This is a genomic window from Gammaproteobacteria bacterium, from assembly GCA_013697705.1.
Lineage (GTDB): Bacteria > Pseudomonadota > Gammaproteobacteria > UBA6002 > UBA6002 > UBA6002.
On the sequence record JACCWJ010000025.1, the window covers coordinates 11,771 to 35,705 of the forward strand.

25 protein-coding genes are annotated in these 23,935 nt (G+C 40.3%); 14 read left to right on the forward strand and 11 right to left on the reverse strand.

From position 1 onward, the window contains the following. Positions 1 to 12 precede the first annotated feature (12 nt). Genes rpsD through rplQ form a run of 3 tightly spaced genes read left to right on the forward strand, consistent with a single transcriptional unit; the run spans position 13 to position 2,004 of the window. On the forward strand, positions 13 to 633 hold the full coding sequence (gene rpsD, locus H0U71_05410) for a 30S ribosomal protein S4 (protein ID MBA2654484.1): 621 nt from the start codon (positions 13 to 15) through the stop codon (positions 631 to 633). A gap of 10 nt (positions 634 to 643) precedes the next feature. After that, positions 644 to 1,630, forward strand: a complete 987-nt coding sequence (gene rpoA, locus H0U71_05415; GenBank protein MBA2654485.1) for a DNA-directed RNA polymerase subunit alpha — start codon at positions 644 to 646, stop codon at positions 1,628 to 1,630. A gap of 8 nt (positions 1,631 to 1,638) precedes the next feature. After that, entirely contained in the window at positions 1,639 to 2,004 is a 366-nt protein-coding gene (rplQ, locus tag H0U71_05420) for a 50S ribosomal protein L17 (GenBank protein MBA2654486.1), read from the forward strand. 321 nt (positions 2,005 to 2,325) lie between these two features. Here rplQ and H0U71_05425 read toward each other — a convergent pair whose 3' ends face one another. The 3 genes from H0U71_05425 to H0U71_05435 form a co-directional block, all read right to left on the reverse strand. After that, the gene (locus H0U71_05425) at positions 2,326 to 2,685 is read right to left on the reverse strand and encodes a cupin domain-containing protein (GenBank protein MBA2654487.1); all 360 of its coding nucleotides are present in this window, start codon (positions 2,683 to 2,685) and stop codon (positions 2,326 to 2,328) included. Positions 2,686 to 2,790: 105 nt separating this feature from the next. Then, positions 2,791 to 3,255 carry a single-stranded DNA-binding protein gene (gene ssb / locus H0U71_05430; protein MBA2654488.1) on the reverse strand — a complete coding sequence of 155 codons (465 nt, stop codon included), beginning with the start codon at positions 3,253 to 3,255 and terminating at the stop codon, positions 2,791 to 2,793. Positions 3,256 to 3,429: 174 nt separating this feature from the next. Next, on the reverse strand, positions 3,430 to 4,602 hold the full coding sequence (locus H0U71_05435) for an MFS transporter (GenBank protein ID MBA2654489.1): 1,173 nt from the start codon (positions 4,600 to 4,602) through the stop codon (positions 3,430 to 3,432). 184 nt (positions 4,603 to 4,786) lie between these two features. On the opposite strand from H0U71_05435, the gene uvrA reads away from it, so the two are divergent. Beyond that, positions 4,787 to 7,636, forward strand: coding sequence for an excinuclease ABC subunit UvrA (gene uvrA, locus H0U71_05440; protein MBA2654490.1), 2,850 nt, complete (start codon positions 4,787 to 4,789; stop codon positions 7,634 to 7,636). Next, on the forward strand, positions 7,617 to 8,837 hold the full coding sequence (locus tag H0U71_05445) for a tyrosine transporter (protein ID MBA2654491.1): 1,221 nt from the start codon (positions 7,617 to 7,619) through the stop codon (positions 8,835 to 8,837). Before uvrA ends, H0U71_05445 begins: the two co-directional genes overlap by 20 nt. Before the next feature lie 6 nt (positions 8,838 to 8,843). Here H0U71_05445 and H0U71_05450 read toward each other — a convergent pair whose 3' ends face one another. Together H0U71_05450 and H0U71_05455 are read right to left on the reverse strand one after the other, a co-directional pair. Then, on the reverse strand, positions 8,844 to 9,383 hold the full coding sequence (locus tag H0U71_05450) for a peptide deformylase (GenBank protein ID MBA2654492.1): 540 nt from the start codon (positions 9,381 to 9,383) through the stop codon (positions 8,844 to 8,846). A 6-nt stretch (positions 9,384 to 9,389) separates the two neighbouring features. Next, positions 9,390 to 10,982 carry a peptide chain release factor 3 gene (locus H0U71_05455; protein ID MBA2654493.1) on the reverse strand — a complete coding sequence of 531 codons (1,593 nt, stop codon included), beginning with the start codon at positions 10,980 to 10,982 and terminating at the stop codon, positions 9,390 to 9,392. Between the two features lie 223 nt (positions 10,983 to 11,205). Here H0U71_05455 and hemE point away from each other — a divergent pair, with 223 nt between their 5' ends. The 4 genes from hemE to H0U71_05475 are packed head-to-tail and all read left to right on the forward strand — an operon-like array spanning position 11,206 to position 15,445. After that, entirely contained in the window at positions 11,206 to 12,276 is a 1,071-nt protein-coding gene (gene hemE / locus H0U71_05460) for a uroporphyrinogen decarboxylase (GenBank protein ID MBA2654494.1), read from the forward strand. Between the two features lie 10 nt (positions 12,277 to 12,286). Then, positions 12,287 to 13,690 carry a fused MFS/spermidine synthase gene (locus tag H0U71_05465; GenBank protein ID MBA2654495.1) on the forward strand — a complete coding sequence of 468 codons (1,404 nt, stop codon included), beginning with the start codon at positions 12,287 to 12,289 and terminating at the stop codon, positions 13,688 to 13,690. Continuing rightward, entirely contained in the window at positions 13,690 to 14,841 is a 1,152-nt protein-coding gene (locus H0U71_05470; protein MBA2654496.1) for an FAD-dependent oxidoreductase, read from the forward strand. Before H0U71_05465 ends, H0U71_05470 begins: the two co-directional genes overlap by 1 nt. 7 nt (positions 14,842 to 14,848) lie before the next feature. Further along, the gene (locus H0U71_05475) at positions 14,849 to 15,445 is read left to right on the forward strand and encodes an NAAT family transporter (GenBank protein MBA2654497.1); all 597 of its coding nucleotides are present in this window, start codon (positions 14,849 to 14,851) and stop codon (positions 15,443 to 15,445) included. Between the two features lie 223 nt (positions 15,446 to 15,668). Here H0U71_05475 and rocD read toward each other — a convergent pair whose 3' ends face one another. Together rocD and H0U71_05485 are read right to left on the reverse strand one after the other, a co-directional pair. Next, on the reverse strand, positions 15,669 to 16,880 hold the full coding sequence (gene rocD / locus H0U71_05480; protein ID MBA2654498.1) for an ornithine--oxo-acid transaminase: 1,212 nt from the start codon (positions 16,878 to 16,880) through the stop codon (positions 15,669 to 15,671). Next, entirely contained in the window at positions 16,861 to 17,766 is a 906-nt protein-coding gene (locus H0U71_05485) for an arginase (GenBank protein MBA2654499.1), read from the reverse strand. The genes rocD and H0U71_05485 overlap by 20 nt, the downstream gene beginning before the upstream one ends. Before the next feature lie 109 nt (positions 17,767 to 17,875). Between H0U71_05485 and pcnB the strand changes: the two genes are divergently transcribed. The 4 genes from pcnB to H0U71_05505 are packed head-to-tail and all read left to right on the forward strand — an operon-like array spanning position 17,876 to position 20,450. Beyond that, positions 17,876 to 19,246: a polynucleotide adenylyltransferase PcnB gene (gene pcnB / locus H0U71_05490; protein MBA2654500.1), complete on the forward strand. Its 1,371-nt coding sequence runs from the start codon at positions 17,876 to 17,878 to the stop codon at positions 19,244 to 19,246. Then, positions 19,215 to 19,715, forward strand: coding sequence for a 2-amino-4-hydroxy-6-hydroxymethyldihydropteridine diphosphokinase (folK, locus tag H0U71_05495; GenBank protein MBA2654501.1), 501 nt, complete (start codon positions 19,215 to 19,217; stop codon positions 19,713 to 19,715). Before pcnB ends, folK begins: the two co-directional genes overlap by 32 nt. After that, a complete protein-coding gene (coaD, locus tag H0U71_05500; GenBank protein ID MBA2654502.1) occupies positions 19,708 to 20,196 on the forward strand; it encodes a pantetheine-phosphate adenylyltransferase in 489 nt (162 codons plus the stop codon). Before folK ends, coaD begins: the two co-directional genes overlap by 8 nt. After that, positions 20,196 to 20,450 carry a YfhL family 4Fe-4S dicluster ferredoxin gene (locus H0U71_05505; GenBank protein ID MBA2654503.1) on the forward strand — a complete coding sequence of 85 codons (255 nt, stop codon included), beginning with the start codon at positions 20,196 to 20,198 and terminating at the stop codon, positions 20,448 to 20,450. Before coaD ends, H0U71_05505 begins: the two co-directional genes overlap by 1 nt. 66 nt (positions 20,451 to 20,516) lie before the next feature. Here the strand turns inward: H0U71_05505 and mutM are convergent, their stop codons facing one another. Then, the gene (gene mutM, locus H0U71_05510) at positions 20,517 to 21,332 is read right to left on the reverse strand and encodes a bifunctional DNA-formamidopyrimidine glycosylase/DNA-(apurinic or apyrimidinic site) lyase (protein MBA2654504.1); all 816 of its coding nucleotides are present in this window, start codon (positions 21,330 to 21,332) and stop codon (positions 20,517 to 20,519) included. 87 nt (positions 21,333 to 21,419) lie between these two features. Here mutM and H0U71_05515 point away from each other — a divergent pair, with 87 nt between their 5' ends. After that, positions 21,420 to 22,604, forward strand: a complete 1,185-nt coding sequence (locus H0U71_05515; GenBank protein ID MBA2654505.1) for a fatty acid desaturase — start codon at positions 21,420 to 21,422, stop codon at positions 22,602 to 22,604. A gap of 58 nt (positions 22,605 to 22,662) precedes the next feature. Here the strand turns inward: H0U71_05515 and rpmG are convergent, their stop codons facing one another. The 3 genes from rpmG to radC form a co-directional block, all read right to left on the reverse strand. Further along, entirely contained in the window at positions 22,663 to 22,848 is a 186-nt protein-coding gene (gene rpmG / locus H0U71_05520) for a 50S ribosomal protein L33 (protein ID MBA2654506.1), read from the reverse strand. Between the two features lie 11 nt (positions 22,849 to 22,859). Beyond that, on the reverse strand, positions 22,860 to 23,087 hold the full coding sequence (gene rpmB / locus H0U71_05525) for a 50S ribosomal protein L28 (GenBank protein ID MBA2654507.1): 228 nt from the start codon (positions 23,085 to 23,087) through the stop codon (positions 22,860 to 22,862). A gap of 114 nt (positions 23,088 to 23,201) precedes the next feature. After that, the gene (gene radC / locus H0U71_05530; GenBank protein ID MBA2654508.1) at positions 23,202 to 23,876 is read right to left on the reverse strand and encodes a DNA repair protein RadC; all 675 of its coding nucleotides are present in this window, start codon (positions 23,874 to 23,876) and stop codon (positions 23,202 to 23,204) included. Between the last annotated feature and the right edge of the window lie 59 nt (positions 23,877 to 23,935).

Below are 23,935 nucleotides of genomic sequence, written 5' to 3' on the forward strand. Positions count from 1 at the left end.
AGATTATTTTAAATGGCAAAATACGTAGGTCCTAAGTGGAAATTACAGCGTAGAGAAGGTACAAATCTATTCCTTAAAAGTGGTCTTCGCGAAGAAACAAAGGGCAAAAAATTAACCACTCCTCCAGGGCAACATGGGGCAAAACGTGGACGCTTGACGGATTATGGTAGTCAGCTTCGAATGAAGCAAATGATTCGTCGTTACTATGGCGTATTAGAAAAGCAATTTCGTGGTTGCTATCACAAAGCAGACCGGATGAGAGGCTCCACAGGTGAAAACCTATTAAAAATACTAGAATCTAGATTAGATAATGTTGTTTATCGAATGGGTTTTGCGTCAACACGTGCTGAAGCAAGACAGATAGTTAATCATAAAGCTATCATCGTAAACGACAAGGTTGTGAATATTCCTTCTTATTCTGTAAAACCTGGCGATGTTGTTGAAGTGAGAGAAAAAGCTAAGCAACAGCTGCGAATTTTAGCAGCGCTTGATTTAGCTAAACAGCGAGAGTCAGCAGAATGGTTAGAGGTAAACACAAAAGAATTAAGCGGCCAATTTAAGGCCTACCCCGAATTAACTGATTTGCCAACCGAATTCAAAGTTAATATGGTAGTAGAGCTTTACTCGAAGTAGAGGTAGTAATATGCAGGATATTTATACATCATTTTTGACGCCGCACACTATTAAAGTGCAGTCAATGAGTCCCACCCGTTCTGTTATAACACTCGAACCATTCGAACGTGGTTTTGGTAATACTCTCGGGTATATGATACGAAGAGTCGGATTATCATCAATGCCGGGTGCTGCAGCCACTGAGGTTCATATAGAAGGTGTGCTTCATGAATACAGTACGATTAAAGATGTTCGTGAAGATGTAGTTGATATTCTTCTGAATCTTAAAGGTATTGCTTTTAAATTACTGGGACGTGATGAGGTCACATTAATACTGCACAAAAAAGGCGCTGGCCCGGTTACTGCAGGCGATATTAAATTAGAGCACGATGTTGAAATAATGAATCCTGAGCATGAGATTGCTCATCTTACTAAAGATGGCGAATTGAAAATGACCTTAAAAGTTGTGACTGGCAGAGGCTATGTGCCTGCCAATCAGTCTCGGCAAGAAGGCAAACCAGTAGGTCGTTTACAATTGGACGCTTCTTTTAGTCCAATTAAGAAAATGGCGTACCAAGTTGAGAATGCGCGGGTTGAAAATCGCACAGACTTAGACAGATTGATTATTGAGCTCGAAACTAACGGCACATTGGATCCAGAAGAAGCCATTCGTCGTTGTGCAACTATATTGCAACATCAACTTGCTTCTTTTGTAGAGTTAAAGCATGAAGAGCAAAAGTCTGCTCATTCCGAAGAAGAAGAGATCAATCCAATTTTATTGCGTCCTGTGGATGATCTTGAATTAACGGTTCGTGCTGCAAACTGCCTCAAAGCAGAAAATATATATTATATTGGGGATTTGGTTCAGCGTACTGAAAATGATCTTTTAAAGACGCCAAATTTAGGTAAAAAATCATTGCTTGAAATCAAGAATGTCTTAGCTTCTCGTGGGCTAAGCTTGGGTATGAGATTAGATAACTGGCCTCCATCCAGTGTTCAAGATAAAGATAAAGAGTAGGAACAACAATGCGACATCGTAAAAGTGGTAGAAAACTTAATAGAAATAGTAGTCATCGTAAAGCAATGTATCAAAACATGGTTGTTTCATTGCTTACACACGAACTTATCAAAACCACGCTGCCAAAAGCTAAAGAACTGCGTCGTGTTGCTGAGCCAATTATCACCTTAGCAAAAGAAGATAGTGTTGCTACACGAAGGTTAGCGTTTAATCGACTTAGAAATAAAGAAATCATGGACAAACTCTTTACCAATCTTGGTCCACGTTTCAAGAATCGTCCAGGCGGGTATTTGCGTATTATTAAATGTGGCTTCCGCCCCAGTGATAAAGCGCCAATGGCGTTAGTGGAGCTAGTTGATCGTAATGTCGACTAAGTAGTCAAACCATTCTTCTGCCCTTCGGCACTTTATTTTCCTTTATCAATAAGACTTGAATCCAGGATTTCCTGGATTCGCTCTTATTGAGAATTCTAAAGTTATTCTTATTTGCTATCAAAAAAGGCTTCGATGTTATAGCGGTTTGGGTTTCCTTGATTTCACTTTGTTGCATCAAGGCTACATTTGGGGATGTGTTTCAATTAATCCTTTTTGGGGGCGGCATAATACGTTTTTGTATACTATGGTCTTACTTCTTGAACTCCATTGCTTTTAGCTAAATCAGTTACATAGATTGTTACAGGGTCGATCATTGCTACTTTAAATCCATGGCTGTTTATCTACCAGTAAATCACTATCTTTGCCGCCAGTCTGCTGTGTAGATTTGGGTTCAAGTAACATTACATGTACTTCTTCATCGGCGACAGGTTTGTGTTCGACACCTTTCGGTACGATATAAAATTCGCCTTCATTTAGAGTTATAGAGCTATCTCTAAATTCAATCCGTAACGTACCTTTCACGACCAAAAACAATTCATCTTCATTTTCATGGCTATGCCACATAAACTCGCCGTTAAACTTCGCAAGTTTAACGTACTGACCATTAAGTTCTCCAATAATCTTTGGAGCCCAGTAATCATTAAAAAGAGCAAATTTTTCTGATAAATTAACTTTTTCCATAAAAGCCTCTCTTATTGAGAATACAAACGACTAACTGTCATAAATAATAAAAAGCCCGCTACAATGCGGGCTTATAAGGAATAGAACTAACAATATTTTATTGTTTTAGAACGGAATATCGTCGTCAAAGTTATCATGTGTTGTGGATTCAGGGTGGGGGATATTAGAAGAGGCCGGTTCGAAATCATCATTAGTGGTGGGTGGATGATTTGCAGGGCTTCCAGTAGCTGAATTGCGACTATCTAATATATGCATTTCATTGGCTATAATCTCGGTAGTGTATCGTTCCACGCCATTTTTGTCAGTCCATTTACGGGTTCTCAATGTGCCTTCAACATAAATTTTGGAGCCCTTGCGTAGGTATTCACCTACAATTTCTGCTAGACGGTTGAAGAATACAACACGGTGCCATTCAGTTCTATCTTGCAATTCGCCGGATTGTTTATCGCGCCAGGTTTCACTTGTAGCTAAATTTACGTTTGCTACTGCGCTACCACTAGGGGTGTAACGAACTTCGGGGTCATTACCAAGATTTCCAATTAAGATGACTTTGTTGACACCTCTAGCCATTTGCTATCTCCTAATATACTTTGCGAATTGATGAACACTAACTTTAATTCAAATAACCAGATACTGACCTAAAACGTACTATTGAAGCGCAGAAAGAACCCGCATGCAAGTATTAAATAGCAGGGGATTGGTCAGTATTTAACCTTATGAAAGACATTCAGATATAGCCTTATTTTATGATTCGTTCTGCAAAACGCAATACCGTACTTTTGAAAACCCCAAAAAACATAACCATAAGCCACAAAGTACGCTGCAATAATAAAAAATAAAAGCATCGTTATAGTGGCTGCGAATTAATCCTGCGAAAACTCCCCCGATAAAAATACCCATAAATTGAAAGGTGGAGAATATACCCATAGCACTTCCTCTATGAAGCGGGGGCGCAATTTTTGAAACCAGGGAGGGTAATAACGCCTCCAATAAGGTGAAGCCAAAAAAGAAGCAAAATAAAGCCATAATCATGACATTTTTAATAGTTGGAAATCCGAAGAATAGAAATTCAGCAACGGCCAATGCTAACACTCCTAAAACTAAGGAATGTTTAATCAGATGTTTTTTTTCAGCAATAATTAGAATGGGAAGAGTGATAGCAAATCCAGCAAATAAGACGGGCAAATAAATTTTCCATTGGGCATTAGAAGTGATGCCCCATTGAGAAAAAAATAAAGGAATCGCGACAAAACTTGCGGTTAAAATGGCATGCAACACTAAGATGCTGATGTTAAAGAAAAGAAAGTCATCTTGTTTGAAGAGTGATTTTATAATTCGACTCAGAGGTTGCTTACTTTGTGTTGGCAGCGAAGTGGGGGGGAGAAAAACATATTGAATCAGAATTCCAAATAGCGCGAATAGCGCTGTTAACCAAAAAATACCTGATAAATGTACCCAACTATTAATAAGGGGACCCAAGACCATTGATAGAGCAAAAGAAATCCCAATGGTAATACCCATGAGAGCCATTGCCTTAGTGCGATTTTCCACGCTGGTGACATCAGCCGCATATGCCATGAGGGTGCTTCCAATAGCGCCGGAACCTTGTAGGGCACGTCCTAATATCAAAATATAAATATTATGTGTTAGGGCGGAAATGATACTTCCTAATGCTAAAATGAGCAGGCCAAAAGTGATAATGGGTTTGCGACCCCAGCGGTCAGAAAGCGTGCTTAAGGGAAATTGAAGTAGTGCTTGGGTCAGGCCATATATGCCAAGTGCAATCCCAATTAGAAAAGAACTACCTTGATTGAACTGCGGAGCATAGACAGTGAATACGGGGTAAATCATAAAAAGACCTAGCATTCGAAATGAAAGAATGGACGCCAGAGATACGATGGTGCGGCTTTTGCCCATAAATTACTCCGCATGGTGTGCCTTGTAGAGCCATCTTCATTTCGATGTTTCAGACAAAAGGCCTGTGGGTTTTTGCTAAATTTGGGGATATATGATAGCGTATTTGTTTTAGAATTAGAATACATTCTCATCCAGACTCGCTCTGGTTTTTTTGTTATAATTTTTTTATTTCAGTGAAAATTCTATGCAAAATATTTCAATCCGCGGTGCACGTACACATAATTTGAAAAATGTAGATGTTGATTTGCCTCGTAATCAATTAATTGTAATAACAGGTTTATCTGGATCTGGGAAGTCTTCGCTCGCGTTTGATACTCTCTATGCAGAGGGTCAGCGACGTTATGTAGAATCGCTTTCTGCTTATGCGAGACAATTTCTCTCAGTAATGGAGAAACCCGATGTTGATCTTATTGAAGGGCTATCACCTGCAATATCTATTGAACAAAAAGCAGCATCGCATAATCCCCGGTCAACAGTAGGCACGATCACTGAAATATACGACTATCTTAGACTTCTATATGCGAGGGTGGGTGAACCACGCTGTCCTTTGCATCACCTGCCATTACAAGCTCAAACCATTAGTCAGATGGTTGATACCGTTTTATCTCTTCCCGAAGGAACAAAATTAATGCTTTTGGCACCGATTGTTCATGAACGGAAAGGAGAACATCTCCAGGTCTTTGAACAACTTCGTAGGCAAGGATTCGTAAGAGCGAGGATTAACGGTAAAATAGAAGAATTAGAAAACCCACCCAAGCTCGAACTCCGTAAAAAACACACTATCGAAGTGGTGGTTGATCGCATTAAAGTTAGAGAAGATCTACGGCTTAGACTGACAGAATCATTTGAAACAACACTGTCACTTTCAGAGGGTCTGGCCAAAATTGCCTACCTTGAAGAGAAAGGACCTGAAACGGTTTTTTCGGCTAATTTTGCCTGTGCACAATGCGGATATAGTATTTCGGAATTGGAGCCAAGGTTGTTTTCATTCAATAATCCAGTGGGGGCTTGTCCTACTTGCAATGGGCTGGGTGTTAAACAATTTTTTGACGAACATAAAATTATCGTAGATGAAAGTTTGAGTTTGGCAGAAGGGGCAATTCGGGGCTGGGATAGACGCAATTTTTATTTTTTTCAAATCTTAAAATCGCTGGCGAAGCATTATCGATTTAGTATTGAAAATCCATTCCAAAAATTAAATTCTAAAATCAAAAATATTTTACTTTTTGGTAGCGGTGATGATGATATTGATTTCTATTTTGTAAATGAACGTGGCAAGGTAATTCATAAGGTACATCCTTTTGAAGGCGTTATTCCAAATATGGAACGTAGATATAGAGAAACTGAATCGGCATCTGTCCGCGAAGATCTAGGCCGTTATCTTACAACAAGTGCTTGTAATGATTGTGGGGGTACTCGGCTACGTTCAGAAGCAAGAAATGTTTTTATTGGTGACAAAAATTTGCCTGAAATTGCAGATATGGCGATTGAGGATTCCAGTCGTTTTTTTAAAAAAATGAAACTCCCAGGTTGGCGGGGCAAAATTGCCCAAAAGGTATTAAAAGAAATAGAAAGCAGACTTAACTTTCTGGTTAGCGTGGGCTTAGATTATCTCAGCCTTAGTCGTAGTGCTGAGTCATTGTCAGGAGGCGAGACGCAGCGTATTCGCTTAGCCAGTCAAATCGGCTCCGGCCTGGTAGGTGTCATGTATATTCTTGATGAGCCCTCAATAGGATTACATCAACGCGATAATGAACGGTTATTAGAGACGCTTGTGCGACTGCGTAACTTAGGTAATACCGTAATTGTGGTTGAACATGATGAAGATGCTATTCGAAATGCTGATTTTGTTATTGATATAGGTCCGGGTGCCGGAGTTCATGGGGGCACGATAGTGGCAATGGGTAAACCCGCCGATATTATATCTAATCCTGCATCGCTCACTGGCCAATATTTATCAGGAAAGAGAAAAATTGAACTGCCCTTACAACGGTTAACGTTTGATCGTAAGCGTGTGTTGCGATTAAAGGGAGTACGCTGTAACAATTTAAAAAATGTCGATGTTGATATTCCAGTTGGGCTTATGACCTGTATTACAGGTGTTTCAGGCTCAGGCAAATCAAGTTTGATTAATGATACTTTATATCCTCTCGCCGCTACTGAGTTGAATGGTGCCACTACACTTGAACCGGGGCCTTATACGAGTATTACGGGTCTTGGTTTTCTAGATAAGGTAGTGGATATTGATCAAAGCCCTATCGGTCGAACTCCTCGTTCAAATGCTGCAACCTATACAGGTTTATTCACCCCTATTCGCGAACTTTTCGCGGGTACACCAGAGTCAAGGTCCAGAGGCTATACCGTCGGACGATTCAGTTTCAATGTGAGTGGCGGACGGTGTGAGGCTTGTGAAGGTGAGGGGGTGATCAAAGTTGAGATGCATTTCTTGGCAGATATTTATGTAACCTGCGATGTATGCAAGAGTAAACGCTACAATCGTGAAACATTAGATATCCGCTACAAAGATAAAAATATTTATGATGTCCTTTCTATGACGGTAGAAGAAGCGCGTCTCTTTTTTGATGCAATTCCTCAGATCGCACGAAAACTACAAACCTTAATCGAAGTGGGTCTCAGTTATATAACACTGGGACAAAGTGCCACAACGTTATCTGGAGGTGAGGCTCAACGTGTGAAATTAGCGAAGGAGCTTTCTAAACGAGGGACAGGAAACACACTCTATATACTAGATGAGCCAACCACTGGTTTACATTTTCATGATATCAAGCAATTACTTGAGGTATTACATCGATTAAGAGACCAGGGAAATACCATCCTTGTGATTGAACATAATCTAGATGTGATTAAAACAGCAGATTGGATAATTGATTTAGGTCCTGAGGGTGGAACTAAAGGAGGTCTAATCATTGCTGAGGGGACGCCTGAAGAGGTGGTGAAAAACAAAAAATCATACACCGGACGTTATTTAAAACCCTTACTCACTCAGGGAGCTTATGAAACTATACCAGAATAAAACCTTTGGCAGCATTCTGTTAATTGCAGGGACGCAAATTGGTGCCGGTATGTTGGCATTACCCATTACTACTGCGAAGGGCGGAATATTCAACTCCACATTACTTTTCATTCTAGCCTTTAGTTATATGTTACTGACCTTGTTTCTATTATTGGAAGCAAACTTGTATGAACAAAGTTATGAAGCCAATATTATCTCAATGTCTAAAAAGCGTCTGGGAACTATAGGCCAATTCATTGCTTGGTTTTCTTTTTTGTTTTTACTTTATTCGGTCGCTGCCGCTTATATTTCAGCGGGTGGCTCGCTTCTTGCGCCCATTATTCAAGGCGCCATTCATCATGGCAATGATAATTGGGGTACTCTTTTATTTATCATAATTTTTGGGACGACGGTTTTTTTTGGAGCCTGGTTGATTGATTATATCAATCGAATTTTAATGATAGGATTGATAGCTTCTTATTTAACCCTGCTTTTTTTTGTTATTCCCCATGTTGATTTCACACAAATTTCCGCAGGAAATCCAAAATATTTACTGGCAGCCGTTCCAGTCGTCGTATTGTCTTTTACTTCTCATATCATTGTCCCAAGTTTAAGAGCCTATTTAAAAAACGATATAGTGCAATTAAAGAGAGCTTTAATTATCGGGAGTATTGTACCTTTAATTTTTTACATCATATGGGAAATGCTCATTTTAGGTGTAATGCCTCTTAAAGGTGAGTTTGGATTAGCGCAAATTGCAAGTGGTCCTCATCCTGTTGCGTCTCTTGCTGAAGCATTACATTCGCATCTGGGGTTAACGTGGATTGCAGTAGGGGTGGGTAGCTTTTCTTTTTTTGCCTTAGTCACTTCTTTTTTAGGGGTGATATTGGCGCTAATGGACTTTTTAGCTGATGGCTTTCAAATTAAAAAAACTTTAGTGGGAAGAGCGTTATTATTCATGATCACCATTATCCCACCCTTAATTTTTGCACTTTTCTATCCATCGGGATTTGTTCTAGCATTAAGTTACGCGGGAGTTTTTGTCGCTATACTTTACGGTATCTTGCCTGTAATGATGATTTGGAAAGCGAGGTATCAAGAAAAAATTAAAGCCCCCTTTCAAATGCCGGGCGGAAAAGTCACGTTAATTATTTCTTTAGTAGGGGCGGTTATTGTCATACTTTTTCAGATTGCAGCGTCCTTTGAGTGGCTTCCCAAATAGGAATCGCTAAGCCAATTTGTCTCCAGTCTGTTGCATCAGCGTTTGCATCTCATCTTCAAACCCGAAATAGCTAAGGTCATTAACTCTATTGACTAAAAGCTTGCCGTTGAGATGATCTATTTCGTGTTGCACGACTCTAGCATGAAAACCACTTACTTCCCGTTCGAAAAAATTGCCGTGTTGATCATAACCTTCATAATGTATTTGCTTAAATCGATGAGCAAGCCCTCGTAACCCCCGCATACTCAAACAACCTTCCCAATCGGGATAATGTTCATCGCTTACAGGAACAAAACGCGGATTAATTAAAACAGTTTCTGGAATAGAGGTGGCATGTGGATAACGAGTAGAGTGATCAAATCCGAATACAACCACTTGCAGAGCAACCCCAATTTGCGGTGCGGCGATTCCAACTCCGCCATTCGATTTCATGGTATCAAAAAGGTCTTGTATTAATTGATATAATTCTGGGGTACTAAAAGCCTCTACAGGTTTGGCTTGTCCTGCTAGTAATGGATTGCCCATACGTACAATTTTTTTAATCATAATTCTCTAAGTGTAATCAATATGTTCGCGTGTTGGGCGAAATTCAATTTCCGGCCATCGCTCCTGGGTTAAATTTAAATTGATGTTAGTGGGAGCGAGGTAGGTTAGGTTATTCCCCACATCCAACGCTAAATTGTGTCCTAAATGTTGTTTGAATTCTTCTAGTTTTTTCTTGTTGTCAGAGTGTATCCAACGTGCAGTAGTGATCGACACTTCTTCATACTTACATTCCACGTTGTATTCATTTTTCAAACGATAGGCAACTACATCAAATTGTAAGACGCCCACGGCACCTAATATTAATTCGTTGGAATTAAGGGGTCTAAAAAACTGAGTTGCACCCTCTTCAGATAATTGTAATAAACCTTTTTGAAGTGCTTTTAGTTTTAAGGGGTCTTGAAGGCGGACTCGACGGAATATTTCAGGTGCAAAATAAGGGATGCCAATAAATTGCAATTCTTCTCCCTGGCTAAACGTATCCCCTATTTGTATCGTGCCATGATTATGTAAACCAATAATATCGCCGGGGTATGCCTCTTCTATATGCTCTCGGTCGCCGGCCATAAATGTTAGTGCATTCTGAATTTGAATATCTCGTTTATTGCGCACGTGCCGAATTTTCATTCCCTTTTGGTATTTACCCGAACAGACACGTAAAAAAGCAATTCGATCTCGATGTGCAGGATCCATGTTTGCTTGTATTTTGAAAACAAAGCCGGTGAAATTTTTCTCGCTGGGGTCCACTGTGCGAGTGGTAGTGGGTCTTGGCTGCGTACTAGGCGCGTAGGAAACGAATGTATCCAATAATTCTTTTACGCCGAAATTATTCATTGCCGAACCAAAAAATACTGGAGTTAATGAACCCGCTAGATAGGAAGCCTGATCAAAGGAGTGACTTGCCCCTGCGACGAGATTGATTTCTTCTCTTAAATTTTTTGCATCATCTTCGAGGCGTTGATCTAATTCTGGATTCTGTAAACCACTAATAATTAAACCGGCTTGTGCTTTTGAATTTTGGCCATGCTCATAAAAATGAAATTCATTGCGAAGAAGATGGTAAACACCTTTGAAACTCTTACCCATTCCTAAAGGCCAGGTGATTGGAGTACATTTAATTTTCAGAACTGATTCAATTTCATCTAAAAGCTCTAATGGGTCGCGAGTTTCCCGATCCATTTTATTGATGAACGTTAAGATGGGGATATTTCTAAGTCGACATACTTCAAGTAATTTGATCGTACGAGGTTCGACGCCCTTAGCCGCATCAATGACCATTAAAGCTGAGTCTACTGCAGTTAAAGTACGATAGGTGTCTTCCGAAAAATCTTCATGGCCGGGTGTGTCGAGCAGATTAATTACACAATCCTGGTATGGGAACTGCATGACAGAGGTGGTAACAGAGATTCCTCGCTGCTTCTCTAATTCCATCCAATCCGAAGTTGCGTGCCGGGAAGCTTTTCGACCTTTAACCGTGCCTGCTAATTGAATTGCACCACCAAATAATAATAATTTTTCAGTAAGGGTGGTTTTCCCCGCATCAGGATGAGAAATGATAGCAAAAGTTCTGCGTCGATTAATTTCGTTGAGTAGCTCAGTCATAATATCGATAATAGATGGTTAATGAAGGGCTAATATACTAAAAATCTACAGGAAGGTCGCATAAAATTTTGGGAACTATTCATACTTATTTAGAAGTTAGCGAGAACGTGTGGATTTGCGCTGAATTTCAGCGAATAGGCTTGGCAGAATTAAAATAGTAATCAAATAACTGTGGCTTACTAAAATACCCCGTTTATAATGTTTCTCTTTTAAAGAGACGACAATGACAATAAAGAATACCGATCGATTTCTGCGTGCCTTGGCAAGAAAACCTGTAGATTGTACCCCTGTTTGGATCATGCGACAGGCGGGCCGATACTTGCCTGAATACCGGGAGATTCGCAGCAAAAACAAAGAATTTCTAACGCTGTGTAAAACCCCCGAGCTGGCCTGCGAGGTTACCCTACAGCCTCTCAAGCGTTTTGCTTTAGATGCCGCAATTATTTTTTCTGATATTCTTACTATTCCTGATGCGATGGGGCTGGGTCTTTATTTCGAGACCAATGAAGGTCCTCGCTTCCTCAAGCCCATAAGAGATGCTCAAAGTATTGCCCAGTTACCCATACCTGACATGGAAAATGAGCTGTTGTATGTGATGGATGCCATAAGACTTGTTAGAAAAGAGCTTGATGGAAAAATCCCTTTGATTGGCTTTACTGGTAGTCCGTGGACGTTAGCAACTTACATGGTAGAAGGCGGCAGTAGTAAAAATTTTCATCTGGTGAAACGTTTTTTATTTACCGAGCCTCAAGCATTTAAGCAGTTATTAGATAAATTGGTTACAGCGATTAGTCTGTATTTGAAAGCACAAGCTGCAGCCGGTGCCCAAGCGCTTATGATTTTTGATACGTGGGGAGGAATATTAACCCCTCACGATTATCAAAATTTTTCTCTGAACCCAATGTCGAATATCATTCACAATGTTAAAAAAGATTTCCCTGAAGTACCTATTATTCTTTTTACTAAAAATGGCGGTCAATGGTTATCGTCAATGGTGAAAAGTGGGGCTGATGCCCTCGGTCTTGATTGGACTATTGACATCGGTCATGCACGTGAACAAGTCGGAGACAAGGTTGCATTACAGGGCAATATGGATCCCTCTATTTTATATGCATCCCCTGAACGGATCCGAGAAGAAGTAAGAAAAATTTTACATAGTTACGGACATGGCTCGGGCCATATCTTTAATTTAGGCCACGGAATTCATCCCGAGATTCCGCCTGAAAATGTTGCGGTGCTAGTAGATGCCGTACATGAATTCAGCCAGCCCTTGCATCAAGTTAAAGCCCAGTAAGAATAAGTCAATGGAATCATCCAAGGTAGCTGCACTCAATCCCATTACCATCTTGGCTGTGATTTTAATTGAAGGTTTTGTAACAATTGCGGTGGAAATGTTAACCATACGGCAACTTATAACTGTTGTCGGTAACAGTGTGATTATTACAAGTCTGATTATTGGGATTTTTTTACTTTTTCTTGCGTTTGGCTATTACCAAGGTGGTAACCACCGAGAAAATTATTTGCAGGTACTCAGAAACAATTTTACTTGGTCGAGTTTGCTTCTGGGTGTAGGTTTATCGTATCCCTTCATTCAATATTTCTTCTTTTATGTTTTTCAGTCACTTTCTTCAAATGCCTTGTTTGGGTTAATGCTATATTTATTTTTAGTTACAGCACCCCTCGTTTATTTATTAGGTCAAACAGTGCCTATCACCACTAATCTTTTTCGCCACGATCATCATGTGGGATCTATCAGTGGCAAGGTACTGGGTCTTAGCACTGTAGGATCATTTTTAGGGTCAGTATTGACAACCATCGTGTTGATGAATTTTTTTGGGGTGGCATGGACTGTTTTTTTTAATTTTGCATTATTATATATTTTAATTCTGTTGCTCACCAATTTTAGAAATAATTACATACGACTCTTTATTATAACCATGTTAGGCATCTTTGTTTTCCTGTTAAATGTCAGCATTGAAAAAAGTATTTTTGTCAAAACCAATAACTATGGAGATTATCAGATAGTTCAAAATACTATGGTTTCTCCTTTAGGCGTAGGCAATATGCTGAATATCAATAATTCTCCCAGCTCTTTTTTAACCGCTGAAAAAAAAGGGTTCGAATATATTGAATACATAAAGAAAATATTATTTATTGATCTCAAGTTTGTAGATAAAGATATCTTGGTTCTAGGTGCTGGGGGATTCACACTTTCAGCTCAATCTACCTTTGGTAACCACTTTTTATATGTGGATATTGATGGGTCGCTTCCTGAGACCGTTAAGCAGGGCTTCAATGATCAAATAAATGGCACATTCATTGCTGAAGATGCGCGTAAATTTTTAAAACATTCTCCTAAAAAATTTGATGCTGTGGTGTCTGATGTTTACAGTAGTCACTACACCATCCCTTTCCATCTATTAACACAAGAGTACTTTCAAAGTATTCAGCAGATCCTAAATCCAAATGGCGTGGCCATTTTTAATATCATTGCAAATCCTATGTTATATGATAGTTACTCCAAACGTGTTGATAATACAATACGTTCAGTTTTCAAAAATTGTATGACCGTGCCTATTCCTTACCATAATGGTGCTGCTAACATTATTTATATTTGTTCTGCGAAATCTATTCCGGATAAAACGGTATATACAGATAATCGCAATCCTTCTATGATCGATATTTTTAATAAACAAATGAGGTCTTAATGAAAAAGCGGCCACTCATTATAATCGGTTCTGGTTTAGCGGGGTACATGCTCGCGAAAGAATTCCGCAAACTGGACCCCAATTATCCGATGATGATGATCACCTCAAATGATGGTGCATTTTATTCCAAGCCACTGTTATCTACTTCGTTTACGGCTAAAAGAACAGCCACAAAAATTGCCACGGCTGATGTTGCTGCAATGTCTGAGCAACTTAAAATGGATATTCAAACCGCAACAACGGTTACAAAAATTAATACGACAGAGAAAATAGTAGAAACGTTAAGCGGTTCTTTCCCTTATGAAAAATTAGTCTTAGCCACGGGCTCTGCAATCATTAACGCACCGGTGCTAGGTGATGCGGTTGATAGCATTTTATCTGTTAATGACTTAGAAGATTACGCGAGATTTTGTGAGTTTGTAGCCGACAAAAAAAAAATAGCTATCCTCGGCGCTGGATTAGTGGGGTGTGAATTTGCTAATGATTTAGCTAATACAGGTCATGAAGTGCATGTTATTGATCCAGCATATTACCCCCTGCAAAGATTACTGCCTGAAAAAGTAGGCAGGGTGCTAGAAAAGGCACTGTCAGCCAGAGGAGTGAATTGGCACCTTGGAAAATTGGTATCAGAAATCAATCATCATCAGGAAAGTTACCATTTAATGCTTTCCCACCAAGAATTGTTAGAAGTCGAGGTGGTTATGTCGGCTATCGGACTCAGGCCGAATGTAGGTTTAGCTGAAGCGGCTGAGATAAAAACTAATTATGGGATCTTAGTCGATCGTTATTTACAAACCAGCCACCCAGATATTTACGCGCTAGGAGATTGCGCCGAAGTAGGGGGATTAGTCTTATTCTTTGTAGCTCCATTATTACGTTGCGCATCCGCATTGGCTAACACATTAGCCAATAATCCTACGGAAGTAGTTTATCCCGTGATGCCTGTTGTTTTAAAAACGCCTTCTTGTCCAATTGTGATTGCTTCACCCCCCCGGAATTTACTTGGCGAATGGACCGTCGAAGGGGAAGATAACAATTTACGGGCACTCTATCATGACCATGAATCAAATATTGCTGGATTTGTATTGACCGGTAAGATGGTAGTGGAAAAGAACAAATGGGTGGAAGTAATGTCACCTTTATTAACTTAGGAATACGATGACTCTTTATACCGCTGCGCTCACATTAATTCTGGTAATGGACCCAGTGGGTAACATCCCTTTATTTATCACTACATTGAAAGGCATAGATCCCTTCAGACAGAAATTAATCATTTTGCGAGAAACGATTATCGCCTTCATTATCCTGACCATATTCTTATTCTTTGGAAGTAATATTCTACATGGTTTGAATATCACCGGCCCAGCGCTCTACATGGCCGGGGGGATTATCTTATTTCTCATTACCATACGAATGATTTTTCCTGTGGAAGAAAAAAGGAGGCTTGAGAAACATCATGGGGAGCCGTTTATTGTACCTCTCGCCATTCCTTTAACCGCGGGACCGTCTGCCTTAGCTACAGTGCTACTATTTGCCACTCAAGAGCCGGAAAAAATAGGACTCTGGTTTTTGGCCGTGAGTATAGCGTCTGCTATCTTTGTTATTATTATGCTGCTTTCTCCTTACTTACTCAGGATTTTAGGCCAAAGAGGACTGATTGCGATGGAGCGGTTAATGGGCATGCTCTTAACCACAGTTGCAGTGCAAATGTTTCTTCAGGGACTAAAATTGTATTTCCAGTCATTCGCTCAATAAATAGTTATCGATTAACAATAATATTTTCTTGATATTTGAAAAGAAAGCGGTACAATAGAGTCATGATAGTTAGTGAAGAGAACTGTCAGTTTTTTCGGAGTGTCCTCATTTGAATTGCCTCTCCCCTTAAAAGGAGGGGCATTTCTTTTTCTACCTTATCAATTCATGCTAGTGCAAAAACTGGTAACGGTCGCCAATTTTCTACATTGTTACGTGCGTAGCGTTAAAATTGTTGAAAGACTTTTGCAATGATCTCAAATGCATCATCAACTTCAGATTTTTTAATCACGAGGGGAGGGGCGAGTCGAATGACGGTGCCATGCGTTTCCTTGCTAAGTAAGCCTGCTTCCATTAAAGATAAACAGATTTGTCTGGCCGTTACTTTATCAGATTCGATTTCAATTCCAATGAATAGGCCTTTACCTCGAACTTCTTTAATGATTGGGTTAGAGATTGTTTGGAGTTTTTCGAGGAGGTAATTTCCCAGAATGGCTGAATTCTCAACAAGATTTTCCTCTTCGATTAATTTTAAGGCAGTGAGTCCTACCATTGCGGCAAGTTGATTGCCGCCAAAAGTACTGCCATGGTCGCCTGGGGTAAAAATATCCATCACTTCTTTGCGTGTTAAAAATAGAGACACAGGCAATAACCCACCTCCTAATGCCTTCCCTAGAATAATACCGTCGGGTCTAACTTCTTCATGCTGACTGGCTAATAATTTACCGGTTCGTCCTAAACCTGTTTGTATCTCGTCACAGATTAATAAGACATTATGCTGGTTACAGAGCTCTCTGCAGCGTCTTAAATAGCCTGATGAAGGAATGCGAATACCTGCTTCCCCTTGAATAGGCTCCAGTAAAAAAGCTGCAGTATTAGGGGTAATTGCTTCTTCAAGAGCGGTGGCATCATTGTAAGGGATAACGGTAAATCCGGGCGTAAAAGGACCAAAACCATAACGATATTGTGGCTCTGTGGAACAGCTAACAATCGTAGTGGTGCGACCATGAAAGTTGCCCTCACAAACAATAATTTCTGCTTTATTCTCAGGAATACCTTTGACTAAGTGGCCCCACTTGCGTGATGCCTTGATGGCTGTTTCTACACCTTCAGCTCCCGAATTCATAGGCAACGCTTTTTCACAGCCGGTCATTTCACAGGCTTGCTGTAAAAAAGCGCCTAAGGTCTCTGTGTAGAAAGCGCGAGAAACTACAGCCAGTTTTTGGGCTTGCGCTGTTAACGCTGCGACTAATTTCGGATGACAGTGTCCATGGCTTACCGCAGAATAGGCGCTCATCATGTCTATGTACCGTTTACCTTGTAGATCCCAAACATAAATGCCTGCGCCCTTACTTAATACCACAGGAAGAGGAAGATAATTGTGGGCGCCATATTCCCGCTCTAAGGAAATGACACCATTATTCGATACTACTGGCATTACTTTCTTCTCCACTGTTTTGGGTGAATTGTTTCAAAACGGCTACTACAATTTTTTCTGTTTTATGATCCTTATCCAGGGTCGGATTAAATTCCACAATTTCCGCTGCTATGAAACGAGGATCCTCTCCTAGATGTGCAAAAGCATTAATTAGCGCCTCTGAATCAAGGCCATTGGGTTCGGGAGTGCCGACTCCTGGCGCTTGTAAAGGATCAATAGCGTCAAGATCTAAACTGATTCCAAAAAAGTTGGCCTGGGTGGTGACTAAGGCTACGGCTTCTTTGAATATTTCTGCAAGGCCTCTTTCTTGTATTTCTTCCATGTAATATATGCGCACTTTTAATGCTTCAAGTAATTTTCTTTCCCCGGCTTCAAAACTTCGGGCGCCAATGACGCAAACATTTTGAGGTAGTAGTTTAGGGCTATCTGTTAGAATTTGAGTGAGAGAATGATGACCTTGGCCTAGCAACACAGCCAAAGGCATGCCATGGATATTGCCACTCGGCGTTGTTTCAAATGTATGGCTATCAAGATGAGCATCAATCCATATTAAGCCTAATGATTCTGGAGCAATAGCAGTGGCTACACCACTCCAAGTCCCAATAGCCGAGGTATGATCCCCCCCCAGCGTCACAAAAAAATCTCTTTGGTGCGCGAGATTAAGACTAATATGAGCTAGTTTGTCTGACATATCAGCGATAGCGGGTAAAGCATCCCTACCTGTTGACTGACCATTAGGTATTATGATTGCCTTCCAATTCAGATTTAAATCTGACAGATGGGAGGAATTATTCAATTGCGAGACTGCTTGGTCGCAGAGGGTATTGCCAGCGCCAATACCGCTAGCATAGCCAATTACTGAAACTGTATTTTGTGATGTTTTCATGCCTACTCCTTTTGCCATCTATACAATTATACCGTTTACATTCACAAAAGTGTTGATGACGTGTAAACTACTTCAAATTCGTTAATTTGTTGGCATTTATAAGCATAGAATGAGAAAAATAGTCACAATCTTTAAGCAACTGTTCAAAGGGTCGAGGCAAGTCAGCCACTTCAAAACTACACACACACCGATTATTATTAAAAGAGAAGATCATTGCATCTCGCGTAATCATATTAGTCAAGCGGCTATAAAGGTGTTATATCGCCTTCATAATTCAGGTTTTGCTGCTTACCTTGTGGGGGGGGGCGTTAGAGATTTACTTCTAGGGCATGATCCCAAAGATTTTGATGTAGTGACTGATGCTCATCCTGAACAAATCCAGCGACTTTTCAAAAATAGTTTTATTATTGGTAGACGTTTTAGATTGGTGCACGTGCGTTTTGGCAATGAAATAATTGAAGTCGCTACTTTCCGGGGGAGTACTGAAGATGCCAAAGGGCGGGTCCAGACTCAGCGCGGACTATTGTTAAGAGACAACGTCTATGGCACCCTTGAAGATGACGTATGGCGACGTGATTTTACTATAAATGCCCTTTATTATAATATCGCAGATTTTTCCGTGGTTGATTACACCGGTGGTATGAAGGATCTTGATCAAAAATCAATTCGAGTAATAGGTGATCCTACAGATAGATTTCATGAAGATCCTGCTCGGATGCTACGAGCCTTGCGCTTCGCCGCGAAATTAGACTTCGTTATTGAGCCTCGAACTGCCGGCCCTATCAAAAAGCACCGGGAACTACTCTCCCATGTCCCACCAGCTCGGCTTTTCGATAAGATTTTGAAAGTGTTCCATAGTGGAAAATCGTTTGCTACTTTCCAATTATTCCATGAATACAATATCGTTTCGGTCTTGTTTCCACAAATGGCTGCGGCATTAAAACAACCCGAGCCTTTATCATTCCTCATGACAGCTTTGAAAAATACAGATGAACGTGTCAATCAGGATAAAACAATTAACTCTGCATTTCTTTTAGCCGTATTATTGTGGCGTCCCTTATTGGCTCAAAAAGAAGTGTATAAACGTGATGAAGATACAAATGAATATCAGGCATTTAATATGGCCATGGCGGACGTGGTACAGGAACAATTAAAAATTATATCGATTCCTCGAAGGTTCACGACAGTTATGCGTGAAATCTGGAGTTTACAATATCACTTAGAAAATGCTCGAGTTCGACGAGTTCACAAGGTGTTTCATCATCCTCGCTTCAGAGCGGGGTATGATTTTTTTGGTTTAAGATATCAATCCGGTGAAGTAGTATTAAAAGAGTTATATGAATGGTGGACTGAGTTCCAGGAAGGAGATGAGGAAGCAAGATCTAAATTAATTTCCCACCGTTTTTCCAAGGCAAAACCCCGTAAGCGCAAAAAAAAGAGGCCAAGCAGTGAAAAAAGTTTACCTGGCACTGGGCAGTAATCTGGAGAACCCTTTCAATCAGGTTAAGACTGCCATTGAGGAGCTTGGTAAACATCCGCATCTCACCGTTATTAGGCACTCCAGTTTGTACCTCAATCCTCCGCTGGGGAAATTAGATCAACCCGAGTTTATCAATGCCGTGTTAGAGGCTGTGACCACTCTACCAGCGCATGATTTATTAGCATTATCATTGCTTCTTGAAGCCAACCATCAGCGCCATCGTGTCGAAAAAAATGGACCACGGACCCTTGATGTCGATATTTTACTCTACGGTAATGAAATAATTGATACTGACTCGTTGCAAATTCCTCACCCTCGATTGCACGAACGCAGCTTTGCTGTTTTGCCGCTAGCAGAAATTGCACCTGAACTAGTATTACCCTGCGGTACGTCAATTCAACATCTAGTGAAAAATTTTAATCCCCAATCTCTAATTAAATTGACGATGCTAGGAGAGAAGTGTGAGTAAGAAATCAGTCATTTATCCAGGAACTTTTGATCCCATCACCCTGGGCCATATGGATATAATTAAGAGGGTCAGCAAACTCTATGACAAGGTCATTGTAGCGGTGGCTTCTAACGCGCGGAAGAGGCCTGTGTTTACCTTAGAACAACGCATTGAATTAGCAGCCTTGGTTCTAAAGGAAGAGCCAAAGGTGGAAGTCTATGGTTTTGAAGGCCTATTGATACAATTTGCTGACCAAATGAAGGCTGATGTAATACTGAGGGGGCTACGAGCGGTATCCGATTTTGAATTTGAGTTTCAATTGGCAGGCATGAATCACAGAATGGCCCCTCACATTGAAACTTTATTTATGACACCCAGCGAGCAATTCACCTTTTTGTCGGCCACGATGGTGCGTGAAATAGCAGAGTTAGGTGGAGATGTAAGTGATTTTGTACACCCTGCTGTGAAGAAGGCATTGTCCGAACAATTTGGAGTAAAGTAATGGCCTTGATGATTACTGATGAATGCATTAATTGTGATGTATGTGAACCAGAATGTCCTAATGAGGCCATTTACCAGGGTGAGTTTTTCTATGAAATATACCCGGATAAATGCACTGAGTGCGTAGGTCATTTTGATGAGCCTCAATGTAGGCAAGTCTGTCCAGTTGATTGTATTCCGCTTCACCCCGATCATATTGAAACTCAGGAACAACTCCTCACCAAATATCATCAGTTAATAGCTTCTAAAGAATAAATATACCTGTTGCACTAAGTTAGCCTTGGCAAGAATCACATATATAGCCGAACAACTACGAATAAATTAAAGTGCCTGACAATAAGGGCAGTAAACGGTGGACCGATTTTGAATTACTATTTTTTTGAGGCACGTTCCGCATTGATTACAGGCCAAACCTTCCCTGCCATAAACGTTCAGTTTAAGTTTGAAATACCCTGGTTTTCCCGCACTATTTAGAAAATCCCTTAAGGTGGTCCCTCCTTGTTTGATAGCTGCTTTCAGCACCTTCTTAATTGAAACCACTAATTGTTCAAAATGTGTTAAATCAAGCGCTTGGGAAGGCTTAAGAGGATTGATCTTAGCCAAGAACAGTGCCTCAGCTGCATAAATATTGCCTACTCCAACAACGATGGTGCTATTCATTATGAACTGTTTTATGCCAATTTTTCTATTTTTGGCGCACTTGTACAGATAGGCAGCTGTAAAACCAGGTTCAAGCGGTTCCTTGCCTAAATGAGCGAGGAGAGGATGCCCCATGGGGTCATCGCGTGTCCAGAGTAAAGCGCCAAAACGACGGGGATCGGTAAATCTGAGGCAAAAATCATCAAATATGAAATCAAAATGATCATGTTTATTGGGGGGTGTTTGCTTGGGTAACAGCGATAAAGATCCTGACATACCGAAATGTAGAATAGCCGTACCTTTCTGGGTAAATAATAATAGATACTTGCCTCTCCTTTTTAGATCGTATATGGGTTGATTAATAAACTCTTCCGTGATTGCAGAGGGTATCACCCAGCGTAATGATTTTTGCCTTATGATAATACGACGAATACATTGGTTTTTTACACGAGGAACAATGCCTCGTAAAATAGTTTCTACTTCGGGTAATTCTGGCATGGCAGCCTCAGTTGACAATCAAAAAAGTAAGTATCGCTTCTTCCGGATACAAGTTACAATAGGGGTTTTGAATTCGAGGGGTTTAACGTGACGTTATTTGGTTTGATTCCTGCTTCTTTTTGGGTATACCTAGTTTACACCTTGATAGTTACGCACATCACTGTAATCAGTGTAACCATATTTTTACATCGCGGCCAAGCTCATCGCTCAATGGATCTGCATCCCCTAGTAAGCCACTTTTTTCGTTTTTGGCTATGGTTTACCACCGGCATTGTGACTAAAGAATGGGTTGCCATTCATAGAAAACATCACACAGAATGTGAAACCGAACAAGATCCGCATAGTCCCCAAGTATTAGGTTTGAAAAAAGTATTACTTGAGGGGGCGGAGCTTTATCAGGAAGAGGCTAAAAATCAGGAAACTTTAAATCGTTATGGAAAAAATACTCCTAACGATTGGATCGAGAAGCATCTTTACTCCCCTCCTAAATTAAGAAGCTTAGGTATTACCCTTCTGTTTATTCTTAATGTGGTACTTTTTGGCATCCCTGGAATAGCAATCTGGGCTATCCAGATGATGTGGATACCTTTTTTTGCTGCAGGGGTTGTAAATGGATTAGGCCATTTTTGGGGATATCGCAATTTTGAATGTCCTGATGCAGCGCGCAATATAAGCCCTATTGGCATCATTATGGGCGGTGAAGAATTACATAACAATCATCATACTTTTGCAGCTTCCGCAAAATTGTCAGTGCATTGGTGGGAGTTTGATATTGGCTGGTTCTATATTAGCATTCTAAAGTTCTTAAGATTGGCGAAAGTGCATCGATCGGTACCGAAATTACAAGTTAACCCCAATAAAATGACATTAGATTCTGATAGCTTAAGCGCGATTATTAGTAACCGTTTTCATGTAATGAACGATTATTGGCGGGAAGTTATTGTTCCCATTATGAAGGCTGAAAAAGAGTTTCTTTATACCCATGGCAAGCGTTTCACAAGGGATAGTGGCAAGCTCTTAGTGAGAGAAGAGAGCATAATAAAGCAAGCAGATCAAAATTTTTTACAAACAATGTTGAAAGGTCATAGTGTCTTTGAAACCGTTTACAATTTTCGATTGAAATTGCAAGAAATCTGGAGTACGACCAATATTAGTCAGCAGGAATTGCTGGATGTATTAAATCGGTGGTGTAAACAGGCGGAGTCAACAGGTATTGCAGCTTTGCAAGATTTTGCCAAACGATTGCGATACTATTCAATGCAAGGCACCTAGCTTAATATGCGCCCAATAAAAAACCCGTCTTTGACGGGTTTTTTATTGGGCAAAAAAATTACTTCATTTTTTCTTGCTGATATACAACATGTTTTCTAACTCTAGGATCGTATTTCTTGATCTTGAGTTTTTCTGCGCCTTTTCGGGCAGTAATTGTATAGAAATGTTTACTGGGCTCACCGCTTTCGAGAGTGGCAGTAGATACTAATTTAAATTTTTCGCGACCTTTACCTTTAGCAGCCATGTTCCTACCCTTTAGGATTGTGTTTCATTATGTAGAAGAAAATACTCAATACCCTTTTTATCGATAATACGCATAGCCTTAGTGGTGACGCGTAATCGAATAAATTTATCCAAACTTGGCACATAGAAACGATGTGACTGTAAGTTAGGTAAGAACCGACGTTTGGTTTTATTGTTCGCGTGAGAAACATTATTCCCACTCATAGGTCTTTTACCCGTAATAATGCATACTTTAGCCATTTGAAAATTCTCCAGAACAAAGAACGTGAGTTTATATCAAAACCACCAGGAAATTGCAAGTTTTCTTTCATATTTTACGGCATAACAATGGAAAAGGGGCGTGCCTAGCAGGGTTTATAGATGTCCTTCTTCAGCCAAAGATCTGCATTCCTTATTAGCCACAATGATATGATCAAGCACCCGAATATCTAAGCAGCGCAGTACGGGGATTAGATCTTGGGTGGCGCTGATATCATTTTGGCTGGGTTCCGTATTACCTGAAGGGTGATTATGCGCTAAAATTATGGCTCCTGCATTATATTCGAGTGCTTTTTGGGCAATTATTCTCGGGAAAACGGGGGCGCAGTTAATTGTGCCATAAAATAATTCCTTATAATGGATAATGGCGTGTTTGGTAGTTAAGAAAATGCAGGCAAACACTTCTTGTTTGTAGCCTGACATTTTAGCAATCAAATAGTTTTTAGCCTCGGCTGCACAAGTAAGGGGTTTATTATCTTGAATCTCCTCTTCAAAATAACGCCTGCCTAATTCTAGGGCCGCTTGAAGCATGCTGAATTTAGCCTTGCCGAGTCCACGAATTGCGCCAAACTGATGTTCGCTTGCTGTTAAAAGATTCGTCAGAGTATGGAATTCCCGTAGTAATTCTCTTGCCAAATCAATTGCTGTTTTCCCTTTCGCGCCTGTTTGCAAAAAAATAGCAATTAATTCTGCCTTGGAAAGGGTTGAGGCCCCCATGCGTAGGAGTTTTTCTCTTGGGCGCTCTAGTAAGGGCCAGTCAGTTATGGGCATTTTTATCATTCCCGTTCATTAGTAAGTTGTTATCTATTTTTCTTCGTTAGCAGCCTTGT

Coding starts and splice junctions, on each gene's coding strand:
- rpsD (MBA2654484.1), top strand. CDS start 13: ATGGCAAAATACGTAGGTCCTAAGTGGAAATTACAGCGTAGAGAAGGT.
- rpoA (MBA2654485.1), top strand. CDS start 644: ATGCAGGATATTTATACATCATTTTTGACGCCGCACACTATTAAAGTG.
- rplQ (MBA2654486.1), top strand. CDS start 1,639: ATGCGACATCGTAAAAGTGGTAGAAAACTTAATAGAAATAGTAGTCAT.
- H0U71_05425 (MBA2654487.1), bottom strand. CDS start 2,685: ATGGAAAAAGTTAATTTATCAGAAAAATTTGCTCTTTTTAATGATTAC.
- ssb (MBA2654488.1), bottom strand. CDS start 3,255: ATGGCTAGAGGTGTCAACAAAGTCATCTTAATTGGAAATCTTGGTAAT.
- H0U71_05435 (MBA2654489.1), bottom strand. CDS start 4,602: ATGGGCAAAAGCCGCACCATCGTATCTCTGGCGTCCATTCTTTCATTT.
- uvrA (MBA2654490.1), top strand. CDS start 4,787: ATGCAAAATATTTCAATCCGCGGTGCACGTACACATAATTTGAAAAAT.
- H0U71_05445 (MBA2654491.1), top strand. CDS start 7,617: ATGAAACTATACCAGAATAAAACCTTTGGCAGCATTCTGTTAATTGCA.
- H0U71_05450 (MBA2654492.1), bottom strand. CDS start 9,383: ATGATTAAAAAAATTGTACGTATGGGCAATCCATTACTAGCAGGACAA.
- H0U71_05455 (MBA2654493.1), bottom strand. CDS start 10,982: ATGACTGAGCTACTCAACGAAATTAATCGACGCAGAACTTTTGCTATC.
- hemE (MBA2654494.1), top strand. CDS start 11,206: ATGACAATAAAGAATACCGATCGATTTCTGCGTGCCTTGGCAAGAAAA.
- H0U71_05465 (MBA2654495.1), top strand. CDS start 12,287: ATGGAATCATCCAAGGTAGCTGCACTCAATCCCATTACCATCTTGGCT.
- H0U71_05470 (MBA2654496.1), top strand. CDS start 13,690: ATGAAAAAGCGGCCACTCATTATAATCGGTTCTGGTTTAGCGGGGTAC.
- H0U71_05475 (MBA2654497.1), top strand. CDS start 14,849: ATGACTCTTTATACCGCTGCGCTCACATTAATTCTGGTAATGGACCCA.
- rocD (MBA2654498.1), bottom strand. CDS start 16,880: ATGCCAGTAGTATCGAATAATGGTGTCATTTCCTTAGAGCGGGAATAT.
- H0U71_05485 (MBA2654499.1), bottom strand. CDS start 17,766: ATGAAAACATCACAAAATACAGTTTCAGTAATTGGCTATGCTAGCGGT.
- pcnB (MBA2654500.1), top strand. CDS start 17,876: ATGAGAAAAATAGTCACAATCTTTAAGCAACTGTTCAAAGGGTCGAGG.
- H0U71_05505 (MBA2654503.1), top strand. CDS start 20,196: ATGGCCTTGATGATTACTGATGAATGCATTAATTGTGATGTATGTGAA.
- mutM (MBA2654504.1), bottom strand. CDS start 21,332: ATGCCAGAATTACCCGAAGTAGAAACTATTTTACGAGGCATTGTTCCT.
- rpmG (MBA2654506.1), bottom strand. CDS start 22,848: ATGGCTGCTAAAGGTAAAGGTCGCGAAAAATTTAAATTAGTATCTACT.
- rpmB (MBA2654507.1), bottom strand. CDS start 23,087: ATGGCTAAAGTATGCATTATTACGGGTAAAAGACCTATGAGTGGGAAT.
- radC (MBA2654508.1), bottom strand. CDS start 23,876: ATGCCCATAACTGACTGGCCCTTACTAGAGCGCCCAAGAGAAAAACTC.